15 protein-coding genes are annotated in these 18,606 nt (G+C 63.5%); 8 read left to right on the forward strand and 7 right to left on the reverse strand.

The features are described from left to right. The 4 genes from MAXJ12_RS14935 to MAXJ12_RS14950 form a co-directional block, all read left to right on the forward strand. Positions 1-878 (forward strand): enoyl-CoA hydratase/isomerase family protein (locus MAXJ12_RS14935; protein ID WP_008836740.1); only part of this gene is annotated, 878 nt, incomplete at its 5' end. A gap of 8 nt (positions 879-886) precedes the next feature. Continuing rightward, positions 887-1,303, forward strand: coding sequence for a DUF6163 family protein (locus MAXJ12_RS14940; RefSeq protein WP_040586344.1), 417 nt, complete (start codon positions 887-889; stop codon positions 1,301-1,303). Positions 1,304-1,467: 164 nt separating this feature from the next. Beyond that, on the forward strand, positions 1,468-1,983 hold the full coding sequence (gene ldtR, locus MAXJ12_RS14945; protein ID WP_008836742.1) for a transcriptional regulator LdtR: 516 nt from the start codon (positions 1,468-1,470) through the stop codon (positions 1,981-1,983). A 357-nt stretch (positions 1,984-2,340) separates the two neighbouring features. Next, complete coding sequence (locus MAXJ12_RS14950) at positions 2,341-3,594, forward strand: L,D-transpeptidase family protein (RefSeq protein WP_040586347.1); 1,254 nt, start codon at positions 2,341-2,343, stop codon at positions 3,592-3,594. Between the two features lie 81 nt (positions 3,595-3,675). On the opposite strand, the gene MAXJ12_RS14955 is transcribed toward MAXJ12_RS14950, so the two are convergent. Genes MAXJ12_RS14955 through MAXJ12_RS34430 form a run of 3 tightly spaced genes read right to left on the reverse strand, consistent with a single transcriptional unit; the run spans position 3,676 to position 8,720 of the window. Beyond that, on the reverse strand, positions 3,676-6,804 hold the full coding sequence (locus tag MAXJ12_RS14955; protein ID WP_008836744.1) for an efflux RND transporter permease subunit: 3,129 nt from the start codon (positions 6,802-6,804) through the stop codon (positions 3,676-3,678). Continuing rightward, positions 6,801-8,009 (reverse strand): efflux RND transporter periplasmic adaptor subunit, encoded by a 1,209-nt coding sequence (locus tag MAXJ12_RS14960; protein WP_008836745.1) that lies wholly within the window; start codon positions 8,007-8,009, stop codon positions 6,801-6,803. The genes MAXJ12_RS14955 and MAXJ12_RS14960 overlap by 4 nt, the downstream gene beginning before the upstream one ends. A gap of 39 nt (positions 8,010-8,048) precedes the next feature. Next, positions 8,049-8,720: a TetR/AcrR family transcriptional regulator gene (locus tag MAXJ12_RS34430; protein ID WP_157999636.1), complete on the reverse strand. Its 672-nt coding sequence runs from the start codon at positions 8,718-8,720 to the stop codon at positions 8,049-8,051. Between the two features lie 295 nt (positions 8,721-9,015). On the opposite strand from MAXJ12_RS34430, the gene MAXJ12_RS14970 reads away from it, so the two are divergent. Then, the gene (locus MAXJ12_RS14970; RefSeq protein WP_008836748.1) at positions 9,016-9,813 is read left to right on the forward strand and encodes an SDR family NAD(P)-dependent oxidoreductase; all 798 of its coding nucleotides are present in this window, start codon (positions 9,016-9,018) and stop codon (positions 9,811-9,813) included. Positions 9,814-9,851: 38 nt separating this feature from the next. Here the strand turns inward: MAXJ12_RS14970 and parC are convergent, their stop codons facing one another. Next, entirely contained in the window at positions 9,852-12,137 is a 2,286-nt protein-coding gene (gene parC / locus MAXJ12_RS14975; protein ID WP_008836749.1) for a DNA topoisomerase IV subunit A, read from the reverse strand. Between the two features lie 198 nt (positions 12,138-12,335). Here parC and MAXJ12_RS14980 point away from each other — a divergent pair, with 198 nt between their 5' ends. Then, entirely contained in the window at positions 12,336-13,532 is a 1,197-nt protein-coding gene (locus tag MAXJ12_RS14980) for a hypothetical protein (protein ID WP_008836750.1), read from the forward strand. An 80-nt stretch (positions 13,533-13,612) separates the two neighbouring features. Here MAXJ12_RS14980 and aspS read toward each other — a convergent pair whose 3' ends face one another. From aspS to MAXJ12_RS14995, 3 genes are all read right to left on the reverse strand, one after another. Continuing rightward, the gene (gene aspS, locus MAXJ12_RS14985) at positions 13,613-15,403 is read right to left on the reverse strand and encodes an aspartate--tRNA ligase (protein WP_008836751.1); all 1,791 of its coding nucleotides are present in this window, start codon (positions 15,401-15,403) and stop codon (positions 13,613-13,615) included. Positions 15,404-15,526: 123 nt separating this feature from the next. Then, positions 15,527-15,817: a type II toxin-antitoxin system RelE/ParE family toxin gene (locus MAXJ12_RS14990; protein ID WP_008836752.1), complete on the reverse strand. Its 291-nt coding sequence runs from the start codon at positions 15,815-15,817 to the stop codon at positions 15,527-15,529. Further along, positions 15,810-16,073, reverse strand: a complete 264-nt coding sequence (locus MAXJ12_RS14995) for a type II toxin-antitoxin system ParD family antitoxin (protein ID WP_008836753.1) — start codon at positions 16,071-16,073, stop codon at positions 15,810-15,812. Before MAXJ12_RS14995 ends, MAXJ12_RS14990 begins: the two co-directional genes overlap by 8 nt. A gap of 144 nt (positions 16,074-16,217) precedes the next feature. Between MAXJ12_RS14995 and MAXJ12_RS15000 the strand changes: the two genes are divergently transcribed. Beyond that, positions 16,218-17,459, forward strand: a complete 1,242-nt coding sequence (locus MAXJ12_RS15000; protein ID WP_008836754.1) for an MFS transporter — start codon at positions 16,218-16,220, stop codon at positions 17,457-17,459. An 81-nt stretch (positions 17,460-17,540) separates the two neighbouring features. Next, the coding region (rnd, locus tag MAXJ12_RS15005) for a ribonuclease D (RefSeq protein ID WP_008836755.1) at positions 17,541-18,606 on the forward strand (1,066 nt) is incomplete at its 3' end.

Genomic DNA, 18,606 nt, shown 5'->3' on the forward strand with positions numbered 1-18,606 from the left:
AGGCCGAGGGCAAGGCGTTTTCGGCGGGCGGCGATATTCTCGACATCTATGAAGCCGGTCGCGCCGGCAAACTGCCGATCGATTTCTTCGCCGACGAGTACCGGCTGAATGCGGCCATTGCCCGCTTCAAAAAGCCTTATGTCGCGCTGATCGACGGCATCGTCATGGGCGGCGGCGTCGGCGTGTCGTTCCACGGCTCGCACCGGGTGATGACGGAAAATGCGATTTTCGCCATGCCCGAGGTCGGCATCGGCTTCTTCCCGGATGTCGGCGGCAGCTTTCTTTTGTCGCGCATCAAGGGCAGCTTCGGCATGTATCTCGGCCTGACCGGGAGCCGCATCCGCTACGGCGACGCGCTGTGGTCGGGGCTCGCCACCTATGCGGTGGCCGCTTCCAAGCTCGACGGCCTAGTCGAGGAGCTCTGCGCGACGGGTCGGCCGGACGCGGCACTGAAGAAGGTTTGCCACGTGCCGCCGCGTGAGACGGACGATGCGACGCTGCATCTGATCGCGCAGTCCTTCTCCCGCGAGAAGCTGCAGGACCTGCTCACCGGCCTGCGCCGGCACGCAGCCGAGCCTGCCGGCGAGTTTGCGGCCGCCGCGCTCGCCACCATCGAGAAGCGCTCGCCGACCAGCGTCAATGTCGCCTTCCGGCAGATCAATATGGGCGCGATGCTCGACATGGACGAGTGCATGCGTTTGGAATTCAGGATCGTCAACCGCATGCTCTTCGGCCATGATTTCTACGAGGGCATCCGCGCCACGATCATCGACAAGGGCTCGAAGCCCGAATGGCGGCCGGCGAGGCTGGACGACGTCGACCCCGCCGCCATCGAGGCCTATTTCGCTCCGCTGCCGGGCAGAGATCTGGTTCTGTGAGCGTGTTCATGGACAGGCAGCCGGTGATCGGGCTCTCCGCCGCCGAAGTCGCTTTCGCTTGGTTCCAGCGGATTATCGCCGGCTACTGTCTGCTGTTCGGTGTCCTCTATTGGGTGCGCCTCATCGGTATTTATGACGGCGCGCTCTGGCGCTTCGACCTGATGCCGGTGCACTGGCAGATCGCGGCGGTCACCCTGTCGGTGTTTTATCCGTTCGCCGCCAGCGGCCTGTGGATGTTGGCGTCGTGGGGACCGGTGATCTGGTTCATCTGCGCGGCGACCGAGATCGTCATGTATGCCGGCTTCCCTGACCTGTTCGGCGCGCGCCCGGCCATCGTCTGGTCGCACGCTTGCGTCGCGCTTCTCTACATCGCCTTCCGCATCGTGATTTTCCTGCAGAAGCGGCGGCAGGCCAGGCATGGTTAATTTTATCGGTTAGCATCATCGTTCATTAAGCCTCTTTCGAAAGCTCATCCCGGTAAGGCGTTGTTAAGCCTGACTTTTAAGTCGAATTTTATGAGCATTCGATAGTGTCGCGATCAAGGTGAGAAACAAAACAATCACCGGGCGACAAACGAGAGGCAAAGACAATGATCAACCAGCGTCAGGCGGCCAAGACCGCTAACGTATCCGACGATCGCCGTGATGCGATCCGCTCCCTTTACATGGAATCGCTTCAGCTCGTCGAACGGCTGCACCGCCGTTTGCTTGATGTCATCAAGGATGAATTCGACCGCAACGGCCGCAGCGACATCAATGCTATCCAGGCGCTGCTGCTGTTCAACATCGGCAATTCCGAGCTGACCGCCGGCGAACTGCGCTCGCGCGGCTACTATCTCGGCTCCAACGTCTCCTACAATCTGAAGAAGCTGGTCGATCTCGGTTTCATCAACCACCAGCGTTCGCGCATCGACCGCCGCTCGGTCCGCGTCAGCCTGACGCCGAAGGGCCAGGAAGTCGCCGAAGTGGTGGCCGGGCTCTACGACCGCCATGTCGGCTCGATCGAGCAGGTCGGCGGCATCAACACCGAAGAGTTCAAGCAGATGAACCGCGCTTTGCAGCGCCTCGACCGCTTCTGGAACGACACGATCGCTTACAGGATGTAAGCGCTGCGCCGATATTGCTGATCCGGCGCCGGCTTGCCGCCGCGCGGCCGGCGGCAGCGGCAAACGAGCAACACTCTTCAAGCAAAGCCCACGCCGGCGACGGCGCGGGCTTTCTTTTTGGTAGTCGTCACGGCTACGCGTTCGCCGCGGTCACGCTAACGCCATAATCCAGTGAAAATCCGGATGATGAACTGACCGTCAAGCCGGATGCCGCTTGCCGGCGCCCATATTCCTTCCATTGCATTCAGGACAGGGGCGGCGGGGGATTATGGTTGGCCATTTGTTAACAATGGCCGCCATAGAATCCGGATGAAATTCGTCCGTTGTCGAAACGCAGGATCGATGTCTGGAATGTCCATGAAAACAACTCGCCGCTTCTTCCTCTCCGGTGCGGGCGCAATCGCCGCAACCGCATTCGCGGGCGCCGCCAGCGCCCAGGACGTGATCGGCGATATCCTCAAATCGTCGCGCCGCGGCAACTGGGACGACACGTTCGACGCCCGTGCCAGCGAAGGCGGCAAGGTCGCCTCGAACCTGCCGATCTTCTCGCCGCAGACGGTCTCCTACATCGAGCAGGCGGTCGGACGCTATCAGGGCATCGTCGCTCAGGGCGGCTGGCCGATCGTTCCGGCGACCAAGAAGCTGAAACTCGGCGTCGTCGACGCGGACGTCGAGGTGCTGCGCAAGCGGCTGATGATTGCGGGCGACCTGTCGCTGAACGCCGGCATTTCGCCGGCCTTCGACACCTATGTCGACGGCGCGGTCAAGCGCTTCCAGGCCCGCCACGGCCTGCCGTCCGACGGCGTTCTCGGCCAGTATTCCTATGCCGCGATGAACGTGTCGGCGCCTGTCCGCCTCGGCCAGCTCGAGACCAATCTGGTCCGGCTGCGCAGCATGTCGGGCGATCTCGGCTATCGCTATGTGATGGTCAACATCCCGGCCGCGCAGATCGAGGCGGTCGAAAACGGCCGCGTCGTGCTGCGCCACACCGCGATCGTCGGCAAGATCGACCGTCAGACGCCGATCCTCAATTCCAAGATCAACGAGGTCATCGTCAATCCTTACTGGAATGCGCCGGAATCGATCGTCCGCAAGGACATCATCCCGCTGATGCGGAAGAATCCGCAATATCTGGCCGAAAACAGCATCCGCATCCTCGGACCGGACGGCAACGAGATGGATCCGACGACAATAGACTGGAACACGGAGGACGCGGCGAAATTCCGCTTCCGTCAGGATCCCGGCGCCGGCAACGCCATGGCTTCGGTCAAGATCAACTTCCCCAATCCGCATGCCGTCTATATGCACGACACGCCGCAGCAGAGCCTGTTCTCCAAGCTGATGCGCTTCGATTCGTCGGGCTGCGTGCGCGTCCAGAACGTGCGCGACCTGGTCACTTGGCTGCTGCGCGGCACCGAAGGCTGGGACCGCCAGCGCTTCGAGCAGACGATCAAGAGCGGCGAGAGCACGCCCGTGCAGCTTGCCGATCCGGTGCCGGTCTACTTCACCTATGTCTCGGCCTGGTCGACGGGCGATGCGGTGGTGCACTTCCGCGACGACATCTACGCCCGCGACGGCGTCGACGAGCTGCAGATTTCCTCCGCGCTCTGAGCGTTCGGAAAATTCAAAGAAAAAGCCGCCTCCGGGCGGCTTTTTTGTGCGCGTTTTCTCCCCCTTTGCGGGGGAGAAAACCTACTCCGCCGCAACCGGAAACTCCTCGCGCTGCGGCAGCACATGGACCGTCGCGCCGTGCTCCGCATCCGGCTCGTCGGCCTGGTTCGGCTTCACCAGCCAGCGGAACAGCCGCGCCGTGCCGATCGCCGCGTCGTCCATGATCGTGTAGAAGGACGGCACGAACACCAGCGACAGAAGCGTCGAGACCAGCAGCCCGCCGACCACTGCGATCGCCATCGGCGCGCGGAACTCGCCGCCATCGCCGAGCGCGAGTGCGGCCGGGATCATGCCCGCCGACATGGCGATCGTGGTCATCACGATCGGCCGGGCGCGCTTGCGGCCGGCGTCGATGATCGCCTCGGCCCGCGGCACGCCCTGCTTTGCCTCCTCGACCGCGAAGTCGACCAGCATGATGGCGTTCTTGGTGACGATGCCCATCAGCATCAATATGCCGATCACCACCGGCATCGACACCGCCGAATTGGTCAGCCACAGCGCGGCAACCACTCCGCCGATCGCCAGCGGCAGCGAGCCCAAAATGGTGAAGGAGTGGAACACCGAGCCGAACAGCAGGATCAGCACCACCAGCACCAACATGATGCCGGTGCCCATGGCGGTGGCGAAGCCGGCGAACACCTCGCCCATGATCTCGGCGTCGCCGGTCTCTTGGATGCGTGTGCCCGCAGGCATGTCCTTGACTTCCGGCAGCGCCCAGACGATGCCGAGCCCCTCGCTGAGCTCGGCGCCCTGCGCCATGTCGGCGCCGATAACCACGCGCCGCTCGCGATTGAAGCGGGCGATCGAGGACGGCCCCTGCCCGAAGCGGATTTCCGCGACCGAGGCCAGCGGCACCGAAACGCCTGACGCGGTCGGCACCGGAAGCTGGCTGACCACGGAAAGGTCGTCGCGCGCCGCCTCGTTCAGCTGGACGCGGATCGGGATCTGTCGGTCGCCGACGGTGAACTTCGCCAGATTGGCGTCGATGTCGCCCATCGTGGCGATGCGCAGCGTCTCGGCGATCGTCGCCGTCGAAATGCCGAGTTCGGCAAGCCTCTCATGGTCCGGAACGACGATCACTTCCGGCCGGTCGAGCGCGGCATTGGAGCTGACCGCGCGGAATTTCCCGGTCGCCGTCATGGCGCTCTGGATCTTGCGCGCCTGCTCGTCGAGCACTGCGCCGTCCGTTCCCATCACGCCGAGAGCAAGCGCACGCTCGCCGCGGTCGTTGACGAAATAGGCGCGGACATCGGGAACCGTCTCCATCTTGCGGAGCAGGATTTCCTCGATCTCGTGCTGCGGCACGTCGCGCTCGGACTTGTGCTTCAGGTCGGCGACCACCGTCGCTCGGCGCGTCTCCAGCGTGCCGGTCGGGCTCGCGCCGCCGATCACATAGACGTTCTCGACCTCGGAAACCTCGCGCATCAGCTTGGTCACCTCGTCGGTCGCCAGGCGCGTGTCTTCCAGCCGGCTGCCGGGCGGCAGCTCGACCGAGAACACGATGCGGCTCGCATCCTCGCGCGGAATGAAGCCGGACGGCAGGAACCCGATCGCGTAGATCGAGCCGGCGAAGAAGGCGATGCCTGCGGCGAGCGTCAGCCAGCGGAAGCGCAGCGTCATCTTCAGGAAGGCGACATAGGCCCGCATGACAATGCCCGGCTTGGGCTCGGCATGGCCGTGGCCGCGCAGGAAATAGGCCGCCATCATCGGCGTGATCAGTCGCGCCACCAGCAGCGAGAAGAACACGGCGACGGCGACCGTCAGGCCGAACTGCTTGAAATACTGGCCGGCAATGCCGCCCATGAAGGAGACCGGCGCGAACACCGCCATGATGGTCGCAGAAATCGCGATGACGGCGAGGCCGATCTCGTCGGCCGCCTCCAGCGAGGCGCGATAGGGCGACTTGCCCATCTTGACGTGGCGCACGATGTTCTCGATCTCGACGATGGCGTCGTCGACGAGGATGCCAACCACCAGCGTGATGCCGAGCAGGCTCACCAGGTTGAGCGAGAAGCCCATCATGTCGAGCGCCCAGAAGGTCGGGATGATCGACAGCGGCAGCGCGGCAGCGGCAACGAGGGTGGCGCGGAAATCGCGCAGGAACAGCAAGACGACGATGACCGAGAGCGCCGCGCCTTCGAGCAGCATTTCCATCGCCGAATCGTAATTGCCTTCGGTGTAGGTTACCGAATCGTCGACCTTGGTGATCTGCACGTCGGGATAGGTCTTCTGGAGATCGGCGATCGCCGCCGTCGCGCGCTCATTGACCTCGACGTCGCTCTCGCCCTTGCCCCGGAAGATGCCGAACGACACCACCGTCTGGCTGTTCACCCTGGCGAAGGATTTCGGTTCCTCCCAGGAATCGCTGACCGTCGCGATGTCGGTGAGCTTGACCTTGCGGTCTCGCGCCAGCGGGATTTCGAGCGCTTCGAGGTCGGCGATCTTCTTGGCGCCGCCGAGCGTGCGGATCGACTGGTCGCGGTTGCCGAAATCGGCGCTGCCGCCTGTCATGTCGGCATTGACCGAACGCAGCGCGCGGTTCACATCGCCGGCCGTTACGCCGAGCGAATTCAGCCGGTCCGGGTCGATCTCGACCTTGATCTCGCGCGTCACGCCGCCATAGCGGTCGACGCGCGCGACGCCTTTCAGGCCTTGCAGCTTGCGGATGACGGTGTCGTCGACGAACCACGAAAGCTCTTCAATGGTCATGGCCGGAGCGGAGACGGCATAGGTCAGGATCGCCTGGCCCTCGACGTCGACGCGGTTCACGACCGGCTCGTCGGAAGTCGCCGGCAGGTCGGAGCGGATGCGCTCGACCGCGTCCTTGACGTCGTTGACGGCGGTCTGTGTGTCGACTTCGAGGCGGAATTCGACCGTCGTCTGCGAATTGCCCTCAGTGATCGTCGAGATGACGTTCTTGACGCCGGAAATGTTGGCGACCGCGTCCTCGACGCGTTTTGTCACCTGCGTCTCCAACTCGCTCGGCGCGACGCCCGGATCGGTGACCGTGACGTTGACCAGCGGCACATCGATGTTGGGAAAACGGGTGATCGGCAGATTCGCGAAACTCATCAGGCCGAGCACGACCAGCACGATGAAGAGCAGGATCGCGGGAAGCGGGTTGCGGATCGACCAGGCGGAGAAATTCATGGCTGGATGGCTCCCGTCTCATCGGCGCGCACCGGCGTCACCATGTCGCCGTCGGCGACGAAGGTGCCCGCGCGCGAAACCACTTCCTGGCCTTCCTCAACACCGGAAACGACCTCGACGAAGCCGTCGTCACGCATGCCGAGATCCACCGGCGCGGTCGCGATCTTGCCGTCGGTGACCAGTTGCAGGAAGGCTTTCTCGCCGCGGAAGATCACCGCCGACGCCGGCACCGCGACTGCATCGCTGCGCCTCGTCTCGACCTCGCCTCGCGCGAAACTGCCGGCGCGGGCCTCGCTGCCGGCGTCAAGCGTGATGCGGATCGAGCCCAGCCGCGACTTGCTGTCGATCTCGGGCGAAATCCGGCGGATCTTGCCGCCAATCGCCTTGTCTGAACCGGCAAGCGATATCTCCGCCCTCATGTCTTTCGAGAGCTTCGGCAGCACCGTCTCGGCGACGGTCGCCGCAAGCTCGAATTCCGAACCGATGGCTATCCGGAACAGTGGGCCGCTGCCGGCTGAAACGACGCCGCCCAAAGTGGCGTCGCGGGCGAGAACCAGTCCGTCGGCGGGCGCCCTCACCTCGGTCTTTTCGATCTGCAGCAGAACGTTCTTCTCCTGCGCGTCGATGACGCCGAGTTGCGCCTGCGAGGCGGCAAGCGCCTTCTGCGCCGAAACCAGCTTGGCGTTGGCGCTGTCGAAGGCGTGCCGCGCATTGTCGAGCTGCGCCTGCGTGGCGACGCCCTTCTTCTGGAGCGCCCTCGCCCGTTCGAGCGCATCCTTCGCCTGGCTGACGCCGACTTCGGCATCGCCGATCTGGGCATTCATCTGCGCGATGTTGGCCTCGGCCTGGGCGCGGCTCGCCTGCATCTGCGCAAGCTGTGTGTCGAGCGCGGAGCGGTCGAGAACGGCGAGCACGTCGCCCTTCTTCACCATGTCGCCCTCGTCGGCGTTCAGCGCCGTCACCGTCAGGCCATTGAGATCGGTGCCCGCGGCGGCTTCCTCGCGCGGCAATATCGTTCCGGTGACGGATAGCGTCTCGACCAGCTCGCGCCGCTCGGCCCGCGTCACGCGGATCGAGGGCGGCGTCTGCACGACGGCCGGCTCGGCTTCGCTCGCGGCAAAGGAGGTCGGGGCGAATCCGACAACAGCGGCTGCGCCGGCAAGCAGCACGCCAAGGGAAACGGCAATAACGGCATTACGCGACATGGGAATTCAACCAGGTTGGCATGAGGGTTCGAAGGCCGCCTATTCGGCGGCCGGAGTGCTTTTGGTTGGCCGGAGCATGCCTTCGAGCATGGCGCGAAGGGCGATTTCGAGCTTGTCGAGCGGCACACCGCGGGCCGGCAAATCATTGATCGCCATGCCCTCGCCGATCGACATCAGGACCGCCATCAGGATCGGAAGCTCGACCGGCGGATTGATCTCGCCCTGTGCAATCGCCTCCGCGATAAGCGGCTCGATCATCGCGGCCACTTCGCCCTTGTGCCCGTCGACGGTCGCGCGGATCGCCTCGTTGCGCATGGATTCGGAGCGCATCTCGGCAAACAGCGGGGCGCTGCCCTTCATGCTCGTATGAGTGATATGCGCCATCGCGCCTGCGACCAGCCCGTCGATGGCGGATGTCGCATCACGCAACGCCCCGAAGCAGGTCATGTCGTCCTGGCGGTCAGCCTCGCAAATCGCCTCGACGATCGCTTCCTTCGACGGGAAATAGCGATAGAGAGCGCCCGGGCTCATGCCGACTTCGGCGCAGATCTGCTGCATTGACGCGCCTTGGAAGCCGGAACGCACGAAGCATGTCTTCGCCGCCTCCAGAATGCGCTGGATCTGCTGGTCGCGGCGTTCGGCGCGCGACAGCAATTCGCCGTCCATGGCCTCGCCGCCCGGCTGGCTCTCGGTATTGGATAGTTCTTCCATTTTCTCTTCCCGCAGAAAGCGAACGTTCGCTCTCATTTAATGCGAATGATCGTTCTCCCTTTATGCGAACGATCATTCGCAGTCAATGGAACGGTAGATTCATGCTGACAAATGGCGTGCGACATGGCGGCGCATGGGGCACAGCGGCCTGACAAACTCGGTGGCATTTATATCGCAGAGGCCTTCGCCGGCAGCACAAGCCACTTTCAGAAAGCCGATTGCACTTCTCAGAAAATTGATCTTAATATGCAACTGATTGTAATATGCAATCATTATCTCTGGAGAGGGTACGGCCATGCTGCTGCGAGGACAAACCGCGATCGTCTATGGTGGCAGCGGTGCAATCGGCGGGGCAGCGGCAGCGGCGTTCGCCCGCGAGGGTGCAAAGGTCTTTCTTGTCGGGCGCACCTTACAAAAACTCGAGGCGGGAGCGCAGGAGATCGTCAGGCAGGGCGGCGTCGCTAAAGTCGCGGTCCTCGATGTGCTCGACGAGCGGGCGGCCGAACACCATGCCCAAGCCGTGGCAAGAGAGACGGGCGGCATCGATATCGCCCTCAACGCCGTGGGCTTTCCCCACATACAGGGGACGCCACTGGCAGAGCTTTCTCTCGCCGACTTCATGCTTCCGGTCGAGAGCTACGCAAAGGCGGTCTTCATCACTGCCAAGGCAGCATCGCGCTTCATGGCGCAAAAAGGCTCGGGTGTCGTCATGAACATATCGACGCCGGGATCACGTCTGCCCGGCATTGGCTATCTCGGCTATGGCGCGGCCTGTGCGGTCACGGAAGGTATGACCCGGCTGCTGGCCGCTGAACTCGCGCCGCGCGGCATTCGTGTCGTTTGTCTGCAGCCCCACGCTATTCCGGAGGCGCTGACAAAGGGCTCGCACAGCAGGCAAGTCTTCCAGCCCGCGGCCGATCGCGCCGGCATGACCGTTGAGGAAATGCTTCAAGGGGCGGCGGAAGGAACACTGCTCAAGCGGCTTCCGACACTCGGCGAGGTGGCGGATGTCGCAGCGTTCATGGCATCCGACCGTGCCCGCGCAATGACCGGCGCCGTCGTAAACATGACTTGCGGGGCCTTGGTCGACTAGGAGGAGGCCTCAGCACTACAGTATCACCCTCGCAGCGCCTACCCGAACTTGCCCGTCCGCGGAAAACCCTTCGGGGCAAGACGACCGGCGGAGGCGCGCGAGCCCATCCATTCGATCAGTTCCTCGCGCGTCTTCAGGAAGGTGCGGCCGGCCGAATCCTGCCAGCTCAGGCCGGCATCCATGGCGAACAGCTTTACGTCGAGAACGCCGCCATCCTTGTATTTCTGCAGGCGAACGCCCTTGCCGCGGCCCATTTCCGGCACGTCGGCCAGCGGGAAGACAAGCATCTTGCGGTTTTCGCCGACGATGGCGATGTGATCGCCGGCAACCGGCACGCAGCGCTGCGCCTCGTCAGGCGCGCGCACATTCATCACCTGCTTGCCCTTTCGGGTGTTGGCCGCGACCTCGGCCTCGGGCACGACGAAGCCGTTGCCGTCATGGCTGACCAGCAGCAGCTTGCGCCCCGGATTGTGGACGAAGGCGGTGACGATGTCCTGGTCGTTGTCCATGTCGACGATGATGCGGATCGGCTCGCCATGGCCGCGCCCGCCCGGCAGCCGGTCGGCGCCGATCGTGTAGAACTTGCCGCCGGTGGTGAAGACGATGATCTTGTCGGTGGTCTGGGCCGGGAAAGCCAGCTTCAGGCTGTCGCCTTCCTTGAAGGTCAGCTGCGACAGGTCGGCGAGGTGCCCCTTCATCGCGCGCAGCCAGCCCTTGGCTGACACAACCACCGTCACCGGCTCCTTCTCCACCATGGCGTGGTGGATGTCCGTCAGGTCGTGGTCGGGCGCATCGGCGAAGGTCGTTCGGCGCTTGCCGAGCGGAGTGTGCGAGCCGAACTTGTCGCGCACCTTCTCGACTTCCCAGCGGATCGTCTTCCACTGCTTGGCGTCGGAAGCGAGCAGCCCTTCGATCTGCGCTTTCTCCGCCGTCAGGCCGTCGAATTCCTTGCGGATCTCGAACTCCTCCAGCTTGCGCAAGGCGCGCAGCCGCATGTTCAGGATCGCCTCGGCCTGATTGTCGGTCAGCTCCCAGCGGGCCATCATGACCTGCTTGGGCTCGTCCTCCTCGCGGATGATCCTGATCACCTCATCAATGTTGAGGTAGGCAATCAGGTAGCCGGCGAGGATTTCCAGCCGGCGCTCGATCTCGCCGAGGCGGTGGCGCGAGCGGCGCAGCAGAACATCGCGGCGATGCTCCAGCCATTCCTGCAGCACGCTTTTCAGCGACAGCACGTTCGGCACCTTGCCGCGCGACAGCACGTTCATGTTGAGGGGGAATCGGCTTTCAAGCTCGGTCAGCTTGAACAGCGATTCCATCAGAAGCGCGGGGTCGACGCTGCGGCTCTTCGGCACCAGGACGAGGCGGATGTCTTCCGCGCTCTCGTCGCGGACATCCTCCAGCAGCGGCAGCTTGCGGGCGATCAGAAGCTCGGCGATCTTCTCGATCAGCCGCGCCTTCTGCACCTGGTAGGGAATTTCGGTGACGACGATGTTCCAGGTGCCCCTGCCCTGGTCCTCGGTCTCGTAGCGCGCCCGCACGCGAAAGCCGCCGCGGCCGGTCTTGTAGGCCTCGACGATCGATTCCCAGCTGTCGACGATGATGCCGCCGGTCGGGAAATCCGGGCCGCGCACCATGTTTTCGTCCGCATCGTCCGGATGAGGCTCCTTGGTCATCAGGTCCTCGACAGTCGCGTCGGGATGATCGATCAGATGGAGAGCGGCCTTGCAGAGTTCGGCAGCGTTGTGCGGCGGGATCGATGTCGCCATGCCGACCGCGATACCGGACGAGCCGTTGGCCAAGAGATTCGGGAAAGCGCCGGGCAGGACCACCGGCTCTTCGTCTTCCTCATTGTAGGTGGGGCGGAAGTCGACGGCGTCCTCTGTGATGCCGGCGAGCAGTTCGGTCGCCACCTCGGTCATGCGCGCCTCGGTGTAGCGCATGGCTGCGGCGAAGTCGCCGTCGATATTGCCGAAATTCCCCTGCCCGTCGACCAGCGGGTAGCGCACAGCGAAATCCTGGGCGAGCCGCACCAGCGCGTCGTATATCGACTGGTCGCCGTGCGGGTGGAACTTGCCCATCACCTCGCCGACGATGCGGGCGCATTTGGCGAAACCCTGGTCGGGGTTCAGCCGCAGGAGCCGCATGGCGTGCATGATGCGGCGATGGACCGGCTTCAGCCCGTCTCGCACATCCGGCAGCGCCCGGTGCATGATGGTCGACAGCGCATAGGCGAGATAGCGCTCTTCGAGCGCCTTTTTCAGATCGACCGGTTCTATTGCGTCGCCACCGCCGGACCCCGGCGGCAAAAGCCCTTTTCCCATGGCGTGCAGTTAGCTTAGCCGGCGATTCGCGGCAAGAGGAGGCTTGCCGGAACGGTCCTTTCACCGTGCGCCAAGCGCCAATCTTGCCTTTTTCCGCGAATTTCGACCAATGTGCTGCGATGCGCCTTCATCCGGTCCGGATGATACGCGACAGAGAGGCGCAACAAGATTCAAAGACCAGTTTCAGGGAACATTCCGATGACCATTTGCCGTCACGTACTCCATAAGCTCACCGTTTCGACATTCCTTCTGGCGATCCCGTTTCACGCTGCCTATGCGCAGGACGCCAATGCCGTCGCCGAGCGCTTCAAGAAGGTGCTGGCGGATCAGGGCATGAACTTCACCTGGACCGGCGTCAGCGGCGACACATCATCGCTGGCTCTCGAAGGTGTAACCTTCGCCCCAGCAGGCCAGGCCGAGCCTGTGGCGCTGGGCAGGGTCACCTTCGACGGCATCACCGAACAGGATGGCGGCTACCGGATCGAAACGATCACGACCGAGCCGTACAGCACAACGGAAGAAGGAATGACATTCGATATCAGCGCCGCGACTTTTACCGGCCTGACGCTTCCGCCCGAGGGCGAGACCGACCCGGTCGCCGCGATGGCGATGTATGAGGGTATGGAAATAGCCAGTATCAGCGCCAAGCTGGCCGACAAGACCCTGTTCTCGCTCGACAGTCTCTCGTTCGACATCACTCCGCCGGCCGAAGGCGCCGCCCTCGAATTCACCGGCTCCGCCGAGAAATTCACAGCCGACCTCAGCATAGCCGAGGATCCGCAAGCCAAGAAGGTCATCGAAGCGCTGGGCTATCAGACCATCAGCGGCAATTTCGAGATGGCGGGATCCTGGCAGCCGAGCGACGGCCGCATGGGGCTGACGCAGTACGACATCACCGTCGACGACGCCGGCACGCTGGGCTTCACCTTCGATCTCGGCGGCTATACGCCGGCCTTCCTGAAATCGCTGCAGGAGATGCAGAAGAAGATGGCCGAACAGCCGGCCGGCGCCGACAATTCGGCGCAGGGCCTGGCCATGCTCGGCCTGATGCAGCAGCTGACCTTCCATGCCGCCAATATCCGTTTCGACGACGATTCGCTGACCGGCAAGGTGCTGGATTATGTCGCCGAGCAGCAGAACATGAAGCCCGAGGACATCGCCAACCAGGCCAAGGCGATCGTGCCGTTCCTGACCGCACAGCTCAACAACCCGGAACTGTCGGCCGAGATCACCGCCGCGGTCGGCAAATTCCTCGACGATCCGCAAAGCATCGAAATCGTGGCTGCGCCGCCGGCGCCGGTCCCCTTCGCGCTGATCGCGGCCGGCGCAATGTCGACGCCGCTCGACCTGCCCAAGACGCTCGGCGTAAAGGTCATGGCAAACGACGGCGAATAGGCCGTTCGTAAACGCTCAAGAAAAAGCCCGGCTCTGCAGCCGGGCTTTTTTCTTTCCAATAAAACGCTTGCGCGGATTTCCTAATCCGATTTCTTGGGCGTCGCCACGCGCAACTCCAGTTCGCGCAATTGCTGCGGGGTGGCCGGCGACGGCGCGCTCATCAGCAGATCTTGTGCTTGCTGGTTCATCGGGAACATCGTCACCTCGCGCAAATTCTTCGCCCCGACCAGCAGCATGACGACGCGGTCGATGCCGGCCGCCATGCCGCCATGCGGCGGCGCGCCATACTGGAAGGCGCGATAGAGCCCGCCGAAGCGCTCCTCGACGATTTCACGCGAAAGCCCGACCATCTCGAACGCCTTCACCATGGTTTCGGGCAGATGGTTGCGGATGCCGCCCGAGGCGATCTCGAAGCCGTTGCAGACCATGTCGTACTGAAACGCCTTGATGCCGAGCGGCTCCCGGCCGGTCAGCGCGTCGATGCCACCCTGAGGCATGGAGAACGGGTTGTGCGCGAAGTCGATCTTCTTCTCGTCCTCGTTCCATTCGAAGAACGGGAAGTCGACGATCCAGCACAGTTCGAAGCGGTCGCGGTCGACGAGGTTCAGCTCCTCCCCGGCGCGGGTGCGTGCGGCGCCGGCGAACGACACGAACTTCTTTGGGTCGCCGGCAACGAAGAATGCGGCGTCGCCCTCGCCCAGGCCGAGCTGGACGCGGATGGCCTCGGTCCGCTCCTCGCCGATATTCTTTGCGATCGGCCCGGCGCCTTCGAGCTTTTCGCCCTCCTTGCGCCAGAAGATATAGCCCAATCCCGGCTGACCCTCACCCTGCGCCCACGAATTCATGCGGTCGCAGAACGCCCGAGAGCCGCCGGTCTTTGCCGGAATTGCCCAGACTTCTGCCTTGGGGTCGCCAGCCAGAATGCCCGCGAACACCTTGAAGCCCGACCCGCGGAAATGTTCGGACACGTCGTCCATGACGATCGGGTTGCGCAGATCCGGCTTGTCGGTGCCGTATTTGCGCATCGCGACATCGAAAGGAATGCGCGGGAAATCCTGCGTCACCGGCTTGCCGTCGGCAAACGCCTCGAAGACGCCTCGCATCACCGGTTCCATGGTCTGGAGCACGTCTTCCTGCTCGATAAAGCTCATTTCGAGGTCGAGCTGGTAGAACTCGCCCGGCAGCCGGTCCGCGCGGGGGTCTTCATCCCGGAAGCAGGGTGCGATCTGGAAATAGCGGTCGAAGCCGGAGACCATGATCAGCTGCTTGTATATTTGCGGCGCCTGCGGCAGCGCGTAGAAATTGCCGGGATGGATGCGGCTCGGCACCAGGAAATCGCGCGCGCCCTCCGGGCTCGATGCCGTCAGGATCGGCGTCGAGAATTCGGTGAAGCCAGCATCTGTCATCCGCGCACGCATCTCGGCGATGATTTTCGTCCTGGCCACGATGTTCTTGTGCAGCGTGTCGCGCCGAAGATCGAGGAAGCGGTATTTGAGGCGGATGTCCTCGGGATAGTCCGGTTCGCCGAACACCGGCAGCGGCAGTTCCTTCGAGGCCGACAGAACTTCGATCTCGCGCGCGAAAATCTCGATCTCGCCGGTCGGCAGGTTCGGGTTGACGGTGTCGGCCATGCGCGCCTTGACCTCGCCGTCGACGCGGATCACCCATTCCCCGCGGACGGTTTCGGCGACCTTGAATGCCGGCGAATCTGGATCGGCGACGATCTGCGTCAGGCCGTAATGGTCGCGCATGTCGATGAACAGCAGGCCGCCATGGTCGCGAACGCGGTGGACCCAGCCCGAAAGCCGGACGCTCTGCCCGACATCGGACTTTCTCAACTGGGCGCAGTTATGGCTGCGGTAACGGTGCATGATCGAAATCCGGTCCGGAAATGTTGGAGTGGTCGCACCGGCGCGGCGTCGCGCCCGGCTCGAAAATTCGCGCGAAAAGCGCATGGGAGGCCCTGTTTGTCAAGGCAAAGCAGCGGAACGCCGCTAAAGCCTCAGTCCCGTGATGCTGCGGCCGTGAACGACCGCGACGATCAGCACGTGATCGGGATGCTCCTTGTAGATCACGACATGGCTGCCATGCTCGTGCCGCCGCAAACCAGCCCGGATCGTGTCCGACAACCGCCCCATATGCGGGTTGTCGGCAATCAGCTCAAAACATCTTTCGAAGCTGAACTGATATTCGACGGCTTGCGGGCGTCCAAACCGTGCGACGCCATACAGATAAATGTCGAGTAGATCCTCGTCAGCCTGGTCGGAAACCTGATACTCACCCATTCGTCCGGCCACGCAGGCCGGCTATACGGTCCCCCTCAGCGATCCTTTCCGCAAAAGTCCGCTTACTGACGCCGCCGTTCAGGCCCGCATCGACGATGCGGCGAAGCTCCTCCAGCCGCGCTTCGTTGCGGCGTTCGCGGTCGCGGCGGATGAGATCGCGTACATAATCGCTCGAACTCGCATATTCGCCATCTTCGACCTGCATCTCGACCCATTCCTTCATCGGATCGGGCAGGGAAACGGTCATTGTGGCCATGGCAAGTTCTCCTTCACAAAAATCATATAGAAAATGTGAAAATTTCACAAGATCGACTGGACCAGCAAGCGCGCCAATTGGTGCATCGCCACCCCTGCCGCTTCAGCCTATAGAGGAACCTGATACTTCTTTGCTCGTGGCTTCATGTCATCTCTCCGCCCGCTGATCCCCCTCCTCATCGCCGCGGGCATCCTTCTCGGCGGCAACGGGCTGCAAGGCACGCTGATCGCGCTTCGCGGCGCCTCGGAAGGCTTTTCCTCCTCGACGATCGGCTTCATGGGCACCGCCTATTTCGCGGGCTTCCTGCTCGGCTGCGTATTCATCACCCGCATCATGAAGGCGGTAGGCCATGTCCGCTCGTTCTCGGCGCTCGCCGCGATCGCTTCCGCCGGCACTTTGCTGCTCGTCCTGGTCATCGATCCGGTTATGTGGTCGGCGGTGCGCTTCGCCTCGGGCTTCTGCTTCGCCGGCCTGTTCACCATCATGGAAAGCTGGCTGAACTCCGGCGTGTCCAACCACGACCGCGCCCGCGTTCTGGCGCTCTACCGCATCATCGACATAGGCTCGGTCACCGGCGCGCAGTTCCTGATCCCGGTCTTCGGCGCCGACGGCTTCGCCATCTTCGCCATCATGTCGATCCTGATAACGCTGTCCCTGGTGCCGGTCTCGCTCGGCGACCGCTCCAACCCGACGCCGCCAGAAAGCGTGAAGCTCGATCTCGCACGGGTCTGGCGCATTTCGCCGCTCGGCTGCATCGGCTGCATTGCGGTCGGCGTCACCAACAGCTCCTTCCGCACGCTCTCGCCGGTCTATGCCGAGCAGATCGGCATGAACGTCACCAACGTGGTGACCTTCGTCAGCGCCGGCATCATCGGTGGCGCCATCATCCAGTACCCCCTTGGCTACCTGTCAGACCTCTGGGACCGGCGCATGGTGCTCCTGCTGACGACGATCGGCGCGCTCGCCTCGGCGCTGGCCCTGGTCTTCTTCGCCGGCAGCGATCCGCTCACCAATTTCGTCATCGTCTTCATATTCGGCTCCTTCGCCATGCCGCTTTTCTCGCTTTCGGCGGCCCATGCCAACGACCGCGCCGGCAAGGGCGAGTTCGTCCTGGTGAATGCGGCCCTGATGCTTTTCTATTCCTTCGGCGCAATCGGCGGCCCGATCTCGGCGTCGTGGGGCATGCAGAATTTCGGCGCGCACTCTCTGTTCATCTTCACCGCGCTGGTCTACGCGGTCCTGATCTTCATCATCCTCTACCGCATGCTGGTGCGCTCGGCCGTGCCCGCATCCAAGCGCGGCCGCTTCATCGCGCTGCTCCGCACCTCCACTATTTTTGCCCGGCTCGCCCGGCGCAATGGCGGCGGCGACAAGCCCGCGGATTAGCCGCAAAACGGCGGTTGCGCTTGACGAAAGCCTCCGCGGCTGAAATGGAGACAGACCCATTTTTGAAGCCAAAGAGCCTTCATGCACGTCATAAAGACCCAGAACGAACTCGAAACGGCCATCGCCGCGCTCGAAAAGTCGAGCTTCGTGACCGTCGACACCGAATTCATCCGCGAAACCACCTACTGGCCCGAGCTCTGCCTGATCCAGATGGCGGCCCCCGGCGTCAGCGCTCTGGTCGATCCGCTTTCGCTCGATATCGATCTCGCCCCGTTCTTTGCGCTGATGGCCAACGAAGCGGTCACCAAGGTGTTTCATGCCGCGCGCCAGGACATCGAGATCGTCTTCCATCTCGGCGGGCTCCTTCCCCATCCGGTTTTCGACACCCAGGTAGCAGCCATGGTCTGCGGCTTCGGCGACAGCGTGTCCTACGACCAGCTGGTGCAGCGCATCACTGGGGCGCATCTCGACAAGTCGTCGCGCTTCACCGACTGGCGCCACCGGCCGCTGTCGGACAAGCAGCTCGAATACGCGCTGGCCGACGTTACCCACCTCATTGAGGTCTATCAGCACCTGAAGACGCAGCTCGAGCGCGACAACCGCGCCCATTGGCTGAACGAGGAAATGGAGATCCTGACCTCGCGCGAGACCTACGACCCGCATCCCGACGATGCCTGGAAGCGCCTGAAGATGCGGCTGAGAAAGCCGGTCGAACTTGCCGTAGTGCAGGCCGTCGCGGCCTGGCGCGAACGCGAGGCGCGCGACCGCAACGTGCCGCGTGGCCGCGTGCTCAAGGACGACGCCATCTACGAGGTGGCCCAGCAGCAGCCTCGCGACGCCGCGGCTTTGGCCAGGCTGCGCACCGTGCCAAAAGGCTGGGAGCGCTCGTCGACGGCGACCGCGCTGCTCGAAGTGGTCAACGCCGCGCTCACAATGCCGAAGGAAGAAATGCCCAAGCTGCCGCGCTTCGTGCAGGCCCCGGAGGGCACCAGCGCCGCCGCCGAGCTGTTGAAGGTGCTGCTGCGCCAGGTCGCCGAACAGGAAGGCGTGGCGGCGAAGGTTCTCGCCTCGGGCGACGACATCGACCGCATCGCCGCCGAAGGCGAAGCCGCCGACGTTCCGGCCATGCATGGCTGGGGCCGCGGAG

The organism is Mesorhizobium alhagi CCNWXJ12-2, from assembly GCF_000236565.1.
Classification (GTDB): domain Bacteria; phylum Pseudomonadota; class Alphaproteobacteria; order Rhizobiales; family Rhizobiaceae; genus Allomesorhizobium; species Allomesorhizobium alhagi.